The following is a 15,889-nucleotide window of genomic DNA, read 5'->3' on the forward strand; positions in this document are numbered from 1 at the left end:
GGATCGCTCCGCGACAGGCGGATCAGCTGCGGTAGTCGGCGTTGATCTTGACGTAGTCGTACGAGAAGTCGCAGGTATAGACGCTGGCCCGGGCTTCGCCCCGGCCGAGATCGACACGCACCGTGATTTCGGCCTGCGCCATGACGCGCGCCCCGTCGGCTTCCTGGTAGGCGGCGGCACGGCCGCCGTTCTCGGCCACCAGCACGTCGTCGAGCCACACCTTGACGGCATCGACATCGAGATCGGCAATGCCGGCATAGCCGACGGCGGCCAGGATGCGGCCGAGGTTGGGGTCGGAGGCGAAGAAGGCCGTCTTGACCAGCGGCGAGTGGCCGATGGCATAGCCGACCTGGCGGCATTCCTCGACGTTCCTGCCGCCCTGCACGGCAACGGTGATGAACTTGGTGGCGCCCTCGCCGTCGCGGACGATGGCCTGCGCCAGCTCGACCGACACGGCAACGATGGCGGCCTTGACCTCGGCCCAGCCGGCGTCGCTTTCGGCGGCGAAGCGGGCGCCCGACTGGCCGGTGGCGACCATCACGTAGGAGTCGTTGGTCGAGGTGTCGCCATCGACGGTGATGCAGTTGAACGAGGAGTCGGCAGCCTCCTTGACCAGGCTGTCGAGCAGCGGCTGGGCAATGCCGGCGTCGGTGGCGAGGAAGCCGAGCATGGTCGCCATGTTCGGCTTGATCATGCCGGCGCCCTTGGAGATGCCGGAAACGGTGATCGTCTTGCCACCGACCGTGACCCGGCGCGACGCTGCCTTGGCGACGGTATCGGTGGTCATGATGGCGTGGGCGGCGGCATGCCAGTTGTCGGCCTTCAGATCGGCCTGGGCGGCCGGCAGGCCGGCCTTCAGGCGGTCGACCGGCAGCGGCTCGAGGATGACGCCGGTCGAGAACGGCAAAACCTGGTCGGCGGCGATGCCCAGCAGTTCGCCGACGGCATTGCAGCTGGCCTGCGCCGTCTGGCGACCCGGTTCGCCGGTGCCGGCGTTGGCGATGCCGGTATTGACGACCAGCGCGCGGATTTCCTGGCCGCCGGCGAGATGCTTGCGGCACAGCTGCACCGGTGCGGCGCAGAAGCGGTTCAGCGTGAATACGCCAGCCACGGTGCAACCGGCGTCGAGCGCGACCAGGGTCAGGTCGCGACGATTTTTCTTGCGGATTTCGGCTTCGGCAACGCCGAGGCGGACACCGGCCACCGGAAAGAGTTGATCGGCAGCGGGGGTGGCGTAATTCACAGGCATTTTAGGATCCAGGATCGCGTTGATAGGATCGAGGCCAGCACTTGGCTGGCCTCCAGATTTTGCTAACGGCTAACGACTAATGACCAACAACTAGCTCAGCTTTCCGTGGCAGTGCTTGTACTTCTTGCCCGAACCGCAGGGGCAGGGGTCGTTGCGACCGATCTTCGGACCGGCATCGGCCGGCGCCACCGCCTGCGGCTGCGCTTCGCCCTCGCCCAGCGCCTCGTCGTAGCCGGCATGCTGGTACTGCACGTTCTGCACGTCGGCGTGCGGCGCGGTTTCCTCGACGTCTTCCTGCGAACGGATCTGCACGGTGTAGACAATGCGGGTCACTTCGCGGCGAACAAGATCGAGCAAGCCCTCGAACAGCTCGAAAGCCTCGCGCTTGTATTCCTGCTTCGGGTTCTTCTGGGCGTAGCCGCGCAGGTGGATGCCCTGGCGCAGATGGTCCAGCGCCGCCAGGTGCTCGCGCCAGTGGCTGTCGAGCGACTGCAGCATGACGTTGCGCTCGAACTGGTGGAAGGTGGAGGCACCGACCAGTTCGACCTTGGCCTGATAGACCTCGTCGGCGCCCTTGGTGATGCGCTCGAGGATTTCCTCGTCGGACAGGGTCGGCTCGTCCTTGAACCACTGGGCCACCGGGGCGGCGATCTGCAGTTCGGAGGCGAGGGCGCGCTCCAGCCCTTCCATGTCCCATTGTTCCTCGACCGACTCTTCCGGCACGTAGGTGCGGAAGGTCTCGACGATGACGCTCTGGCGCATGGCCGAGATGGTTTCGGAAATATCCTCGGTTTCCAGCAACTCGTTGCGCTGCTGGTAGATCACCTTGCGCTGGTCGTTGGAGACGTCGTCGTATTCGAGCAGCTGCTTGCGGATGTCGAAGTTGCGGGCCTCGACCTTGCGTTGCGCCGATTCCAGCGAGCGGGTGACGAGCGGGTGCTCGATGGCCTCGCCTTCCGGCATCTTCAGCTTGTCCATGATGGCGCGCAGACGCTCGCCGGCGAAGATGCGCAGCAGCTGGTCGTCGAGCGACAGGTAGAAGCGCGAGGAGCCGGCATCGCCCTGGCGGCCGGCACGGCCGCGCAGCTGGTTGTCGATGCGACGCGACTCGTGGCGCTCGGAGCCGATGATGTGCAGGCCGCCGGAGGCCAGCACCTGCTCATGGACCTTCAGCCAGTCGGCGCGCAGGGCGGCGATTCTGGCTTCCTTGTCGGCAGCCGACAGCGCCTCGTCGTTGGCGACGGCGTCGATCTGCTTCTGGATGTTGCCGCCGAGCACGATGTCGGTACCGCGACCGGCCATGTTGGTGGCGATGGTGATCATCCCCGGGCGGCCGGCTTCGGCGACGATTTCCGCTTCGCGGGCGTGCTGCTTGGCGTTGAGCACCTGGTGCGACAGCTTTTCCTGGTCGAGCAGGTGCGACAGCAGTTCGGAGTTCTCGATCGACGTCGTGCCGACCAGCACCGGCTGGCCGCGCTTCGAGCAATCCTTGATGTCGGCAATGATGGCCGCGTGCTTCTCGTCGGCCGTCTTGTACACCAGGTCGTTCATGTCCTTGCGGACCATCGCCCGGTGGGTCGGGATGACGACGGTTTCCAGGCCGTAGATCTGCTGGAATTCGTAGGCCTCGGTATCGGCCGTGCCGGTCATGCCGGACAGGCGGTTGTACATCCGGAAGTAGTTCTGGAAGGTGATCGAGGCCAGGGTCTGGTTCTCGGCCTGGATTTCCACGCCTTCCTTGGCCTCGACGGCCTGGTGCAGGCCGTCCGACCAGCGGCGGCCGGCCATCAGGCGACCGGTGAATTCGTCGACGATGACCACTTCGCCGTTCTGCACCACGTAGTGCTGGTCCTTGTGGAACAGCGACAGCGCGCGCAGGGCGGCGTTCAGGTGGTGCATCAGCGAAATGTTGGCGGCGTCGTACAGGCTGGAGCCTTCCTTGAGCAGGTCGTGCTCGGCCAGCAACTGCTCGGCGTGCTCGTAGCCGGTTTCCGACAGATGGACCTGGTGGCCCTTCTCGTCGACCCAGTAGTCGCCTTCGCCGTTTTCTTCCATGGCGCGCGTCAGTTGCGGCACCACGGCCTTCATGCGCAGGTAGAGGTCGGTATGGTCGTCGGCCTGGCCAGAAATGATCAGCGGCGTCCGCGCCTCGTCGATCAGGATGGAGTCCACCTCGTCGACAATGGCGAAATTCAGGCCGCGCTGCACGCGCTGGTCGGCCGTGTAGACCATGTTGTCGCGCAGGTAGTCGAAGCCGAATTCGTTGTTGGTGCCGTAGGTGATGTCGGCGGCGTAGGCGGCCTGCTTGGCCTCGTGGTCCATCTGCGACAGGTTGACGCCGACCGACAGGCCGAGGAAGCGGTGCAGGCGGCCCATCCACTCCGAGTCGCGGGTCGCCAGGTAGTCGTTGACCGTGATGACATGCACGCCCTGGCCGGAAATGGCGTTGAGGTAGGCGGGCAGCGTGCCGACCAGGGTCTTGCCCTCGCCGGTGCGCATTTCGGCGATCTTGCCGTAGTGCAGGACCATGCCGCCGATCATCTGGACGTCGAAGTGGCGCATGCCGAGGACGCGCTTGCCGGCTTCGCGGACGACGGCGAAGGCTTCCGGCAGCAGGTCGTCGAGCGACTCGCCGTTGCCATGACGCTGGCGGAACTCGTCGGTCTTGGCCTGCAGCTGCGCGTCGGAGAGCGCCTGCAGGGCCGGTTCGAACGCATTGATGCGCTTGACGGTCTGGGAATATTGCTTGATCAGCCGGTCATTGCGGCTGCCGAAAATCTTCTTGAGTAGGCCGGATATCATCGCGAGATAAGGTGGTTGCGCGGGTGGCGGCAAAGCGCGGATTCTAGCACGCCCCTCCCCCCCGATGATGACGACCTAAATCAAGAGCGCGGCGATCAGGCTAGCGACGCTTGAGATGCGCGTATTCGTCGCCCTGCTTGAGGAAATGCGCCGGATTCTGGGCGACGCCCTGCATGCGAACCTCGAAATGCAGGTGCGCCCCCGTCGAGCGCCCGGTGTTGCCGACGGCGCCGATCAACTGCCCGCGCTTCACCAGCGACGCCGGCTTGATATCGATGCGCGACAGGTGAGCATAGCGGGAAACCAGGCCTTCGCCGTGGTCGATGTCGATCACGTTGCCGAAATCGGGATGGTAGGCCGCCGCCAGGACAACTCCGTCGGCGGTCGCGACGACCGGCGTCCCCGTTTCGGCGTTGAAATCGATCCCTTCGTGCATGGCGCGGGCGCCGGCTATCGGATCGGCGCGATGACCGAAAGGCGAGCCGAGATAGGCGTCCTTGACCGGCAGGACGGTCGGCAGCAGACGCTCCCTGACCCGCTTTTCCAGCAGCTTGTATTCGACATGCGCCAGATCGTCGCTGCGCTGGTCGACCAGCACGGCGAGACGTTCGATTTCCTTCTGCAATTCGCCCGCGTTCATCGGCGCCGGCACATACGGGCCGCCCTGCGCCGCCTTGAGCGTATCGACCTGGCGCTCGCGCCTGACGCCGGCAATGCCGGAAAGGCGGTCGCCCAGCGCATCGAGCTGCAACACCTGCGCCTGCAGTTCACCCAGCCGGGTCGCCATCAGCTGCAGGTTGCTGTCGACATGATCGCGGGTCTTGCGATCCTCCTGCAAATGCAGGGTCACCAGCAGGTCCTCGACCAGCGGCAAGCGCAGCGCCACCGACAGCCACGAAAACAGGGCCGACGTGGAAAACACCAGCAGCAGCAACGCGAATATCGTCGCGAGCACATGCCGGGGCATAATGGTGATCGTGCGCGCCGCCTTCAGATGGCGCGAAACGAGAATGATCTGCACGGAACCTCCTATGTACAAAGGGCCAGAGCAATACCTCAACAGCGATGCGACAACGAGCCGCATCATGGCCCACGCACGTCTGCTGCAGAAGCTCTCGCGCCGCTTCGAAGCGATAGCCCCAGCCGGGCTGCGCCACGCCGCGCGCGTTGCCAATTACAAGTCGGGGACTATCGTTATCCACACCGACAACGGTGCGGTCGCCGCCAAGATTCGCCAGATGAGCCAGCGCCTGTGCGACGAGTTATCCAGGGGAGGGGCGGAGTGTAGCGCCCTGGAGGTCAAAGTGCAACCCCGCCAAATCCCTTTCCAATCAACGAGTTCAACCTTGAAACCGCTGTCCGGCAAGGCTTTTGGCATGCTCGAATCGACCGCCAAAAAACTGCCCGAGGGGCCGTTGCGGAAGGCCTTGCAAACCCTGCTGGAGCGCGCCGCTAGAGCGGAATGATCGCCAGGCGCTCGACGAACATCAGCGCAAAGATCAGCAGCGCGAAAACCACGGCATAGCGGAACAGGCGCCAACTGAAGGCGAGGTATTGGCGATTGCCGGTAAAGGCATAGACGACCAACCCGACGCCGATGGCGATGACGACGAGGACTGCCAGCAGACGCAGCAGCCACATGGCGTATCAGGCGGCCTGGGCCAGCCAGCGGGTGACGCCGCTCGGGGCGTGCGCCGCTTCGTCGAAGGTGGTCAGCTCCCAGGCATCCTGCTGCTCGAGCAGGGCGCGGGCCAGCTGGTTGTTCAGGGCGTGGCCGCCCTTGTGCGACGAATAGGCGGCGAGCAGCGGATGGCCGAGCAGGTAGAGGTCGCCGACGGCGTCGAGGATCTTGTGCTTCACGAACTCGTCGCCGTAGCGCAGACCGTCCTGGTTCAGCACGCGGAATTCGTCGAGGACGATGGCGTTTTCCAGCCCGCCGCCCAGCGCCAGGCCGTTTTCGCGCAGGTATTCGACTTCCTGCATGAAGCCGAAGGTCCGGGCGCGCGACACTTCGCGGACGTAGGACTGCTCGGCGAAGTCGATTTCGGCCTTCTGCGCCGACTTGTCGATGGCCGGATGGTTGAAGACGATGGAAAAGGCCAGCTTGTAGCCGTCGTAGGGCACGAAGCGCGCCCACTTGTCGCCATCCCTGACCTCGATGGGCCGGGTGACGCGGATGAATTTCTTGGCGGCTTCCTGCTCCTCGATGCCAGCGGACTGGATCAGGAACACGAAGGGCGCGGCGGAACCGTCGAGAATGGGCACTTCCGGCGCATCCAGGTCGATCCAGCAATTGTCGATGCCCAGCCCGCAGAGGGCAGACATCAGGTGTTCGATGGTCCCCACCTTGACCCCGTCCACTTCGAGACAGGAGCACATGCGGGTGTCGCCAATCAGGACTGCCTTGGCAGGAATGTCCTTGGGTTCGGGCAGATCGACGCGACGGAAGACGATGCCGGTATCCGGGGCTGCCGGGCGCAGGGTCATGTTGACCTTGACGCCGCCATGCAGGCCGACACCTGAGGCGCGAATGATCGTCTTGAGCGTGCGTTGCTTGAGCATGCTAAGTGCTTGAATGATTGGGGAAGGCGGCGGATTGTAACACAAGCCGCCGCCACCCTTTTTCAGAGAAAGCTTTTGTTACGCTTTAATCCGCCTGTTTACGCAGGAAAGCCGGGATGTCGTAACGGTCGACGCCACTGTTGGCAAGGGCTTCGACGGTAACGTTGCGTTTACGCACCACGGCCGGGACGTCGGCGATCTGGTTGTAGTCGATGGATGGACCGGCACCGAAGGCGACGGCATCGTGCGTGCCGGTGGCCTGGGCCTGGACCAGCACCGGCTGGGTGAACACTTCCGGCTTGCTGCGCACGGCGGCGGCAACCTGGCCGAGGCCGGTGGCGACCACGGTGACGCGCAGGGCGTCGCCCATCAGCTCGTCGTACACGGCGCCGAAGATGATGTGCGCGTCTTCGGCGGCGAAGGCCTTGACGGTGTTCATCACTTCGTTGACTTCCTTCATCTTCAGGTTGCCCTTGGCGGCGGTGATGTTCACCAGCACGCCCTTGGCGCCGGACAGATTGACGCCTTCGAGCAGCGGCGAGGCGACGGCCTGCTCGGCGGCGATGCGGGCGCGGTCGACGCCGGCAGCGGCGGCGGAGCCCATCATGGCGCGGCCCATTTCACCCATGACCGTGCGCACGTCTTCGAAGTCGACGTTGACCAGGCCCGGGTAGGTAATGATTTCGGCAATACCGCCGACGGCGTTCTTCAGCACGTCGTCGGCCGCCTTGAAGCAGTCGTCGACATCGGCGTCGTCGCCCATGACTTCCATCAGCTTGTCGTTGAGGATGACGATCAGCGAATCGACGTGCTTGGAGAATTCGGCGATGCCGGCTTCGGCCGCCTTCATGCGCTTGCCGCCTTCGAAGCTGAACGGCTTGGTGACCACGCCGACGGTCAGGATGCCCATTTCGCGGGCGATCTCGGCGACCACCGGGGCGGCCCCGGTGCCCGTGCCACCGCCCATGCCGGCGGTGATGAAGGCCATGTGGGCGCCTTGCAGCGAAGCGCGGATTTCGTCGCGGTGCGCCTGGGCGGCTTCCTGGCCCTTTTCCGGCTTGGCACCGGCGCCGAGGCCGCTCTGGCCCAGCGACAGCTTGCTCGATGCGGCATTGCGGCCCAGGGCCTGCGCATCGGTGTTGGCGGCGATGAACTCGACGCCGTTCACGCCTTCGTTGATCATGTGCTCGATGGCATTGCCGCCGGCACCGCCGACGCCGAACACCTTGATGATCGTGCCGCTTTCCTCGTCCTTCTCGATGATCTCAAACATGACTACCTCCTCTGAAAAAACCGTTTAAATTCAAAATTAGAAGTTCTTGACGAACCAATCCTTCATGCTGGAAAAGACATCCTTGATGCCCTGCTTTTCCTGAATCTTTTGCCCCCGCTTGCGCTGGGCCTGCGCTTCGAGCAGCAGGCCGAAAGCCGTCGAGAAGCGCGGGCTTTGCACGACGTCGGCCAGGCTGCCGTGGTATTTCGGGTTGCCGAGACGAACCGGCATGTGGAAGATTTCCTCGCCCAGCTCGACCATGCCCGGCATCACGCTGGCGCCGCCGGTGAGCACGATGCCGGACGACAGCACTTCCTCGAAGCCGGCGCGGCGCAGCTCGTTCTGGATCAGCTCGTAGAGCTCCTCGACGCGCGGCTGGATGACGTCGGCCAGCGCCCGGCGGCTCAGGCTGCGGCTGGGGCGGTCGTCGACGCCGGCGACATCGAGGTTTTCGTTGATGTCGGCCAGTTGCGACAGGGCGCAGCCGTACTTGCACTTGATGTCCTCGGCCTCGCGGGTCGGCGTGCGCAGCGCCATGGCGATGTCGTTGGTCACCTGGTCGCCGGCGATGGGGATGACCGAGGTGTGGCGGATGGCGCCCTGGGTCCACACGGCGATGTCGGTGGTGCCGCCGCCGATGTCGATCAGGCAGACGCCGAGGTCCTTCTCGTCCTCGGACAGCACGGCGTAGCTGGAGGCCAGCGGCTGCAGCACCAGGTCATTGACCTCCAGGCCGCAGCGGCGCACGCACTTGACGATGTTCTGGGCGGCCGACACGGCGCCGGTGACGATGTGCGTCTTCACCTCCAAGCGCATGCCGCTCATGCCGATCGGCTCGCGGATGCCGTCCTGGCCATCGATGACGAATTCCTGGGTGAGGATGTGCAGGATCTCCTGGTCGGCCGGGATCGGCATGGCGCGCGCCGTTTCGATGACCCGCTCGACGTCGCTCTGGGTCACTTCCTTATCCTTGATCGCCACCATGCCGTTGGAGTTGAAGCTCTTGATGTGGCTGCCGGCGATGCCCGTATAGACGTTGCTCACCTTGCAGTCGGCCATCAGCTCGACCTCCTGGATGACGCGGCTGATGGTGTGCACCGTTTCCTCGATGTTCACCACGACGCCCTTCTTCAGGCCCTTGGAGTCCTGCGAGCCCATGCCGATGACGTTCAGCTGCCCCTCGTTGTTGATCTCGGCGACCAGCGCGACGATCTTCGAGGTGCCGATATCCAGGCCGACGACCAAATCCTTGTTATCCCTGCTCATGTCCTTACTTTCCCTTCCCCTCGGCCGCGACCCTCATCGCGAAGCCATTCGGATACCGCAAATCCACCACGGCCGGTCTGACCGCCCGCTTGGCGACCATTTCCGGATACACCTCGATAAAGCGCGCCAGCCGCACGCCGACCGGCGACTTCGGCTGTTCGCGGCCGATATCGACCAACATCCCGTTCTGCAACTTCAAGGCCCAGGCCAGGCGCGGCGACAAGGTCACCTGCACCGGCACCTCGCCGACCGCCTTGAAGGCGCCGACCAGCTCGCCGTATTCCTTCAGCACCTCCGGCGCCGTGCCGAGCGGCCCGAAAAGCAGCGGCATGGCGCTCGCCTCGCTGTCCGGCAGGCTGGCGGCGAACACCTCGCCATAGCTGTTCACCAGCTCGCCCCGCCCCTCGCCCCAACGGGCGACCGGTTTGTGCTCCTCGATGCTGACCTCGAGCCGATCCGGCCACTGGCGACGGATATCCACCTTGCGCACCCAGGGCAGCTTCTCCAGCGCGCCGCGCACCGACTCCAGGTTGATGCTGAAGAAATTGCCCTTCAGCGACGCCGGCAGCACCTGCTCCACCTCGCCGCGCCGGGTATGCGCCAGCGTGTCGGCGAACACCACGTGACGCACCGGCAAGGACGGCACCCGCACCAGCCAGACTGCGGCGGCAGCCAGCAACGCCGCCGACGCGACCAGCATCAGCAGGTCGGCGATGGCGTTGAGCAGGTGCGGTTTGTTCCACATGCATCGTTCTCAGTCGTTCGCAGCCAGTTCGAGGACGCGGCGGACCAGCACCGGGTATTCCATGCCGGCGACGCGGGCGCCCATCGGCACCAGCGAGTGGTCGGTCATCCCCGGGGCGGTATTCACTTCCAGGTAATAGTGATTGCCGGCCTCGTCCATCAGGAAATCGACACGGCCCCAGCCGCGGCCGCCGAGGATGCGGAAGGCTTCCAGCGCACCCTTGCGGATTTCCATTTCCTTGGCTTCCGGCAGGCCGCAGGGACACAGGTACTTGGTGTCGTCGCGGTTGTACTTGGCCTCGTAGTCGTACCACTCGGTCGCCGGCTCGATCTTGATGATCGGCAGCACTTCGTCGCCGACGATACCGACCGTGTATTCGCCACCCATCACGCCCTTCTCGGCGATGACCAGCGGATCGTGCCTGGCGGCCTCCTCGTAGGCGGCCTTGAGTTCGCCGCGCGCCTTGACCTTGGTGACGCCGATCGACGAGCCTTCGCGCGCCGGCTTGACGAACAGCGGCAGGCCGAGCTGTTCCTCGACCTCGGCGAAATCGGAATCGGCGTTCAACAGCGCGTATTCCGGCACCGGCAGGCCGGCCGCCTGCCACATCAGCTTGGTGCGGAACTTGTCCATGGCCAGCGCCGAGGCGAGCACGCCTGAACCGGTGTAGGGAATGTGCATGACCTCGAGGGCGCCCTGGATCGTGCCGTCCTCGCCATGGCGGCCGTGCAGCGCAATGAAGGCGCGGTCGTAGCCCTTCAGGTCGTCCAGCGTCTGGGTGGCCGGATCGAAGGCATGGACGTCGATGCCCTGCCCCTGCAGCGCGGCCAGGACGCGCGAACCACTGTTCAGGGAAACCTCGCGCTCGGCGGACGTACCGCCGAAGAGGACTGCGACTTTGCCGAAACTGCTGCTCATTTGCCTTCCACCAGCTTGCCGGGCACCGCGCCGATCGAGCCGGCACCCATGGTCAATACCACGTCGCCATCGCGGACGACATCCATGATCGTTTGCGGCATGGCCGCGATATCCTCGACGAACACCGGCTCCACCTTGCCGGTCACGCGCAGGGCGCGGGCCAGCGAACGGCCGTCGGCGGCGACGATGGGCGCTTCGCCGGCGGCGTAGATCTCGGCCAGGCAGAGCGCATCGACGGTGCTCAGCACCTTGACGAAATCCTCGAAGCAGTCGCGCGTCCGCGTATAGCGGTGCGGCTGGAAAGCCAGCACCAGCCGGCGCCCCGGGAAGGCGCCGCGGGCGGCGGCCACGGTGGCGGCCATTTCGACCGGGTGGTGGCCGTAATCGTCGACCAGGGTGAAGCTGCCGCCCGAAGTACCGTCCTCGTTGCGCAGGGCCACTTCGCCGTAACGCTGGAAGCGGCGGCCGACGCCCTTGAACTCGGCCAGCGCCTTGACGATGGCCTCGTCGGCGACCTGCACCTCGGTCGCCACGGCAATGGCGGCCAGCGCGTTGAGCACGTTGTGCATGCCCGGCGTGTTGAGCACGATGGGCAGGCGGGTCGTCGTGCCATTGACGCGCACGCAGGTAAAACGCATGCGGCCGTCCTCGGCGACTACATCCTCGGCGTAGAAGTTGTTCTCCTTCGACAGGCCGTAGGTGATGATCTGCTTCGGCACGCGCGGCAGGATGTCGCGGACGTTGGCGTCGTCGCCGCAGACCACGGCCACGCCGTAGAAGGGCAGGCGGTTGAGGAAATCGACGAAGGCCGTCTTCAGGCGCTCGAAGTCGTGGCCGTAGGTTTCCATGTGGTCGGCGTCGATATTGGTGACCACCGAGATGACCGGCGACAGGAACAGGAAGGAAGCATCCGACTCGTCGGCCTCGGCCACCAGGAAGTCGCCGCTGCCCAGGCGGGCGTTGGCGCCGGCGGCGTTCAGGCGGCCGCCGATGACGAAGGTCGGGTCGATGCCGCCTTCGGCCAGGATGCTGGTGACCAGGCTGGTCGTCGTCGTCTTGCCGTGCGTGCCAGCGATGGCGATGCCGCTCTTCAGGCGCATCAGCTCGGCCAGCATCTGGGCGCGCGGCACGACCGGGATTTTCCGCTCGCGGGCGGCGACCACTTCCGGGTTGTCGGCCTTGACCGCGGTCGATACCACCAGCGCATCGGCCCCGGCGATGTTTTCGGCGGCATGGCCGACCATCACCTTGACGCCCTCGCCCTCCAGGCGGCGGGTCGTCGCGCTGGCCGCGATATCCGAACCGCTGACCATGAAGTCGAGGTGGGCCAGCACTTCGGCGATACCGCTCATGCCCGAGCCGCCGACGCCGACGAAATGGATGTTCTTGACCTTGTGTTTCATTTGGCGATATCCGTGCAAAGTTGGGCGACAGCCTCGGTCGCATCGGGCTTGGCCATGCTGCGCGCCTTGTCGGCCATTTCCAGCAACTGGCCCCGGGAATAGTTGCGGATCAGCGCGATCGACTCCGGCGTCAGGTCGGTCTGCGGCAACAGGAAGGCGCCGCCGACGCCGACCAGGAACCTGGCGTTGCCGGTCTGGTGGTCGTCGACCGCATGCGGGAAAGGCACCAGGATGCTGGCCACGCCGGCAGCGGCCAGTTCGGCGATGGTCAGCGCGCCGGCCCGGCAGATCACCAGGTCGGCCCACTCGTAGGCGCCGGCCATGTCCTCGATGAAGGACACGCAGTGCGCCTGGACGCCGACCGCGGCGTAATTGGCCTGCAGGGCTTCGATATGTTTCTCGCCGGCCTGATGGACGATCTGCGGCTGTTCGGCCTCACCGAGCAGGGCCATGCCCTTGGGCACCATCTCGTTCAGCGCCTGGGCACCCAGGCTGCCGCCGATGACCAGGATGCGCAGGGCGCCGCTGCGCTCGGCGAAACGCTCGGCCGGCGGGGCGATCTTCGCAATGTCCGGGCGCACCGGATTGCCGACCCATTCGCCTTTTTTCAGCACATCGGGGAACCCGGTCACGATGCGGTCGGCAACCCCGGCCAGCACCCGGTTGGCCAGGCCGGCGACCGAATTCTGCTCGTGCAGCACCAGCGGCACGCCGGTCAGCGCGGCCATCATGCCCCCCGGGAAGGTGATGTAGCCGCCCATGCCGAGCACGACATTCGGCTTGACCTGGCGAATGGCCCGCAGCCCCTGCCAGAAGCCGCGCAACAGGTTGAGCGGCAGCAGCAGCTTGCGCAGGATGCCCTTGCCGCGCAGCGCCGAGAACTTGACCCACACCATCTCGAAGCCGTGCTGCGGCACCAGGCGTGCTTCCATGCCCTCCGGGTTGCCAAGCCAGACGACCCGCCAGCCGGCATCGCGCAACTGATGCGCGACAGCCAGGGCCGGGAAGATATGGCCGCCGGTACCGCCGGCCATGACCAGGATGGTCTTGCTCATAATTTGCCTCCGCGCATCAATTGGCGATTTTGGCTACGGCCGGGCACAGCCCTTAACTTGCTGCGCAAGTTAGCCTTCACCGAAACAGGCAGCACAAAAGTGGTCATAACTTCCCACCTCTCATCAGCTGCCTGTTTTCCCAATCAACGCGAAGCAGGATGGCCAGCGCGATACAGTTGGCCACGACGCCGGAACCGCCGAAGCTCATCAGCGGCAGGGTCAGCCCCTTGGTCGGCAGCAGGCCCATGTTCACGCCCATGTTGATGAAGGACTGCACGCCGAACCAGACGCCCATGCCCATGGCGACCAGCGCCGGGTAGAGGCGGTCGAGCTGCACGCACTGGCGGCCGATGGCGAAGGCGCGCTGGACGAGCACGGCGAACAGGGCGATCACCGCCAGCACGCCGAAGAAGCCCAGTTCCTCGGCGATGACGGCAAGCAGGAAGTCGGTATGCGCCTCCGGCAGGTAGAACAGCTTCTCGACGCTGGCGCCGAGGCCGACGCCGAACAGTTCGCCGCGGCCGAAGGCGATCAGCGAGTGCGACAGCTGGTAGCCGCGGCCAAAAGCATCGGCCCACGGGTCCATGAAGCCGAACACCCGGTCGCGCCGGTAGGGCGAGACGATGATCATGATCGTGAAGGCGATGAGCAGGCCGACGATGAGCAGCGCGAACAGGCGGGCCTTGAGGCCGCCGAGGAAGAGGATGCCCATGGCGATGGAGATGATCACCACGAAGGCGCCGAAATCCGGCTCCTTGAGGAGCAGCATGCCGACCACGGCCATGGCGCCGAACATCGGCAGGAAGGCCTGCTTCAGGTCATGCATGACGTTGATCTTGCGCACCGTGTAGTCGGCGGCATAGAGCACGGCGAACAGCTTCATCAGCTCGGACGGTTGCAGGTTGGCGAAGCCGAGCGAGATCCAGCGGCGGGCGCCGTTCACGTCGCGGCCGATGCCGGGGATCAGCACCAGGGCGAGCAGCACGACGCCGGCCATGAACAGGTAGGGCGCGTAGCGCTGCCACAGCTTGAGCGGAATCTGGAAGGTCACCGCGGCGGCGACCAGGCCGATGCACAGGAAGATGCCCTGGCGGATCAGGTAGTAGGCCGGCTGGTGCCCGGTCGAGCGCCCGCCCTCGGCAATGGCGATGGAGGCCGAATAGACGAAGACCAGGCCGGTGAACAGCAGCAGCAACACGCTCCACAGCAGGGCGTAATCGAGTTCTGCCACCTGGCGGCGCGGTGCGTCGAGGGCGCCGATCATCATGGCTGCAGCCCCTGCACGGCGTCGATGAAGGCCTGCGCCCGATGGGCGTAGTTGCGGTACATGTCGAGGCTGGCGCAGGCCGGCGACAACAGCACGCAATCGCCGGCCTGGGCGTGACCGGCCAGCCAGCGCACGGCGGCCTCCATGTCGCCCAGGATGCGGGTCGGCACGCCGCTGCCTTCGAGGGCCATGCCGATGGCGGCGGCATCGCGGCCGATCAGCGCCACGGCGCGGCCGTGCTTTTCCAGCGCCGGCTTGAGCGGCGAGAAGTCCTGCCCCTTGCCGTCGCCGCCGAGCACGATGGCGACCTTGCGCCCCATGCCTTCGATGGCGGCCAGCGTGGCGCCGACATTGGTGCCCTTGGAATCGTCGACATAGAGCACGCCGCCGATCTCGGCCACCGTTTCGACGCGGTGCGGCAGGCCCTTGAAGGTCTTGAGCGGGGCGACCAGGCGCTGCGGCGCGACGCCGATCGCCTCGCACAGCGCCAGGGCGGCCATGGCGTTGGCGGCGTTATGCAGGCCGGACAGCTGCAGGTCGGCGAGTTCGACCAGCCTCTCCTTGCCGCGCCAGATGGCGCCGTCGGCAAAGCCGTAATCGACGCCGCGCGGCGCCGGGTTCAGGCCGAAGGTGATCATCTTGCGGCCGCAGCGACCGTTGCCCATCGACCAGTCGTCGTCGCGATTGAGGATCATCGCGCCCTTGCCCTGGAAGACGCGCGACTTGGCGGCGGCGTAGTTGGCCAGGCTGCCGTCGTAGCGGTCGAGGTGATCCTCGGACAGGTTGAGCACGGTGGCGGCGGCGGCCTTCAGGTGATGCGTCGTCTCCAACTGGAAGCTGGACAGCTCGACTACCCACACTTCCGGCAACATCCCGGCGTCCTGCGCATCCATCAGCGCATCGAGCGCCGACGGCGAGATATTGCCGCAGGCGATGGCCGGCACGCCGGCACCGTTGAGCAGGTGGGCGGTCAGCGCCGTGGTCGTCGTCTTGCCGTTGCTGCCGGTGATGGCGACGATCTGCGAACCCGGCACCTGCTCGCGCACGCCGGCGGCGAACAGTTCGATTTCGGACACCAGTTTGTCGGCGACGGTGGCGATTTCCGGCGTCGCCTTGGGCACGCCCGGTGACAGGGCGACCAGGTCGGCGTCGGCGAACGGCTGGCTGGCGAACGGCCCGGCCAGCAGCTCGGCGCCCGGCGCCACCCGCTGCAGGGCCTCGACATTGGGCGGATTGACGCGCGAATCGGCAACGCGGACGAACGCGCCCTGGCGATGCAGCCACTTGGCCATCGCCAGTCCGGACTCGCCGAGCCCGATCACCAGTACGCGTTTGCCCTTCAGTTCCAT

General features: G+C 65.7%; 14 protein-coding genes. 1 reads left to right on the forward strand and 13 read right to left on the reverse strand.

What is annotated here, in order from left to right; all coding sequences use genetic code 11:
- Nucleotides 1-22: 22 nt before the first annotated feature.
- The 3 genes from argJ to Q0P59_RS07855 form a co-directional block, all read right to left on the reverse strand.
- Entirely contained in the window at nt 23-1,249 is a 1,227-nt protein-coding gene (gene argJ / locus Q0P59_RS07845; protein ID WP_295005319.1) for a bifunctional glutamate N-acetyltransferase/amino-acid acetyltransferase ArgJ, read from the reverse strand.
- A 90-nt stretch (nt 1,250-1,339) separates the two neighbouring features.
- On the reverse strand, nt 1,340-4,051 hold the full coding sequence (gene secA, locus Q0P59_RS07850) for a preprotein translocase subunit SecA (protein WP_295005320.1): 2,712 nt from the start codon (nt 4,049-4,051) through the stop codon (nt 1,340-1,342).
- Nucleotides 4,052-4,151: 100 nt separating this feature from the next.
- On the reverse strand, nt 4,152-5,072 hold the full coding sequence (locus Q0P59_RS07855) for a M23 family metallopeptidase (protein WP_295005322.1): 921 nt from the start codon (nt 5,070-5,072) through the stop codon (nt 4,152-4,154).
- Nucleotides 5,073-5,082: 10 nt separating this feature from the next.
- Here Q0P59_RS07855 and Q0P59_RS07860 point away from each other — a divergent pair, with 10 nt between their 5' ends.
- A complete protein-coding gene (locus Q0P59_RS07860) occupies nt 5,083-5,517 on the forward strand; it encodes a DciA family protein (RefSeq protein WP_295005323.1) in 435 nt (144 codons plus the stop codon).
- Here Q0P59_RS07860 and Q0P59_RS07865 read toward each other — a convergent pair.
- The 10 genes from Q0P59_RS07865 to murD form a co-directional block, all read right to left on the reverse strand.
- Nucleotides 5,504-5,692 carry a hypothetical protein gene (locus Q0P59_RS07865; RefSeq protein ID WP_295005325.1) on the reverse strand — a complete coding sequence of 63 codons (189 nt, stop codon included), beginning with the start codon at nt 5,690-5,692 and terminating at the stop codon, nt 5,504-5,506. The genes Q0P59_RS07860 and Q0P59_RS07865 overlap by 14 nt on opposite strands.
- 6 nt (nt 5,693-5,698) lie before the next feature.
- Nucleotides 5,699-6,613 (reverse strand): UDP-3-O-acyl-N-acetylglucosamine deacetylase, encoded by a 915-nt coding sequence (lpxC, locus tag Q0P59_RS07870; RefSeq protein WP_295005327.1) that lies wholly within the window; start codon nt 6,611-6,613, stop codon nt 5,699-5,701.
- 85 nt (nt 6,614-6,698) lie between these two features.
- On the reverse strand, nt 6,699-7,886 hold the full coding sequence (gene ftsZ, locus Q0P59_RS07875; RefSeq protein ID WP_295005330.1) for a cell division protein FtsZ: 1,188 nt from the start codon (nt 7,884-7,886) through the stop codon (nt 6,699-6,701).
- A 36-nt stretch (nt 7,887-7,922) separates the two neighbouring features.
- The gene (gene ftsA / locus Q0P59_RS07880) at nt 7,923-9,152 is read right to left on the reverse strand and encodes a cell division protein FtsA (protein WP_295005332.1); all 1,230 of its coding nucleotides are present in this window, start codon (nt 9,150-9,152) and stop codon (nt 7,923-7,925) included.
- Between the two features lie 4 nt (nt 9,153-9,156).
- A complete protein-coding gene (locus Q0P59_RS07885; RefSeq protein WP_295005334.1) occupies nt 9,157-9,897 on the reverse strand; it encodes a cell division protein FtsQ/DivIB in 741 nt (246 codons plus the stop codon).
- Between the two features lie 9 nt (nt 9,898-9,906).
- Nucleotides 9,907-10,815 (reverse strand): D-alanine--D-alanine ligase, encoded by a 909-nt coding sequence (locus Q0P59_RS07890; RefSeq protein WP_295005336.1) that lies wholly within the window; start codon nt 10,813-10,815, stop codon nt 9,907-9,909.
- Entirely contained in the window at nt 10,812-12,218 is a 1,407-nt protein-coding gene (gene murC / locus Q0P59_RS07895) for a UDP-N-acetylmuramate--L-alanine ligase (protein WP_295005338.1), read from the reverse strand. The genes Q0P59_RS07890 and murC overlap by 4 nt, the downstream gene beginning before the upstream one ends.
- A complete protein-coding gene (gene murG, locus Q0P59_RS07900; protein ID WP_295005340.1) occupies nt 12,215-13,273 on the reverse strand; it encodes an undecaprenyldiphospho-muramoylpentapeptide beta-N-acetylglucosaminyltransferase in 1,059 nt (352 codons plus the stop codon). Before murG ends, murC begins: the two co-directional genes overlap by 4 nt.
- Before the next feature lie 103 nt (nt 13,274-13,376).
- Nucleotides 13,377-14,540: a putative lipid II flippase FtsW gene (ftsW, locus tag Q0P59_RS07905; protein WP_295005342.1), complete on the reverse strand. Its 1,164-nt coding sequence runs from the start codon at nt 14,538-14,540 to the stop codon at nt 13,377-13,379.
- Nucleotides 14,537-15,889, reverse strand: a complete 1,353-nt coding sequence (gene murD, locus Q0P59_RS07910; RefSeq protein ID WP_295005344.1) for a UDP-N-acetylmuramoyl-L-alanine--D-glutamate ligase — start codon at nt 15,887-15,889, stop codon at nt 14,537-14,539. The genes ftsW and murD overlap by 4 nt, the downstream gene beginning before the upstream one ends.

The organism is uncultured Dechloromonas sp. (assembly GCF_945957265.1).
In the GTDB taxonomy this organism is placed as follows: domain Bacteria; phylum Pseudomonadota; class Gammaproteobacteria; order Burkholderiales; family Rhodocyclaceae; genus Azonexus.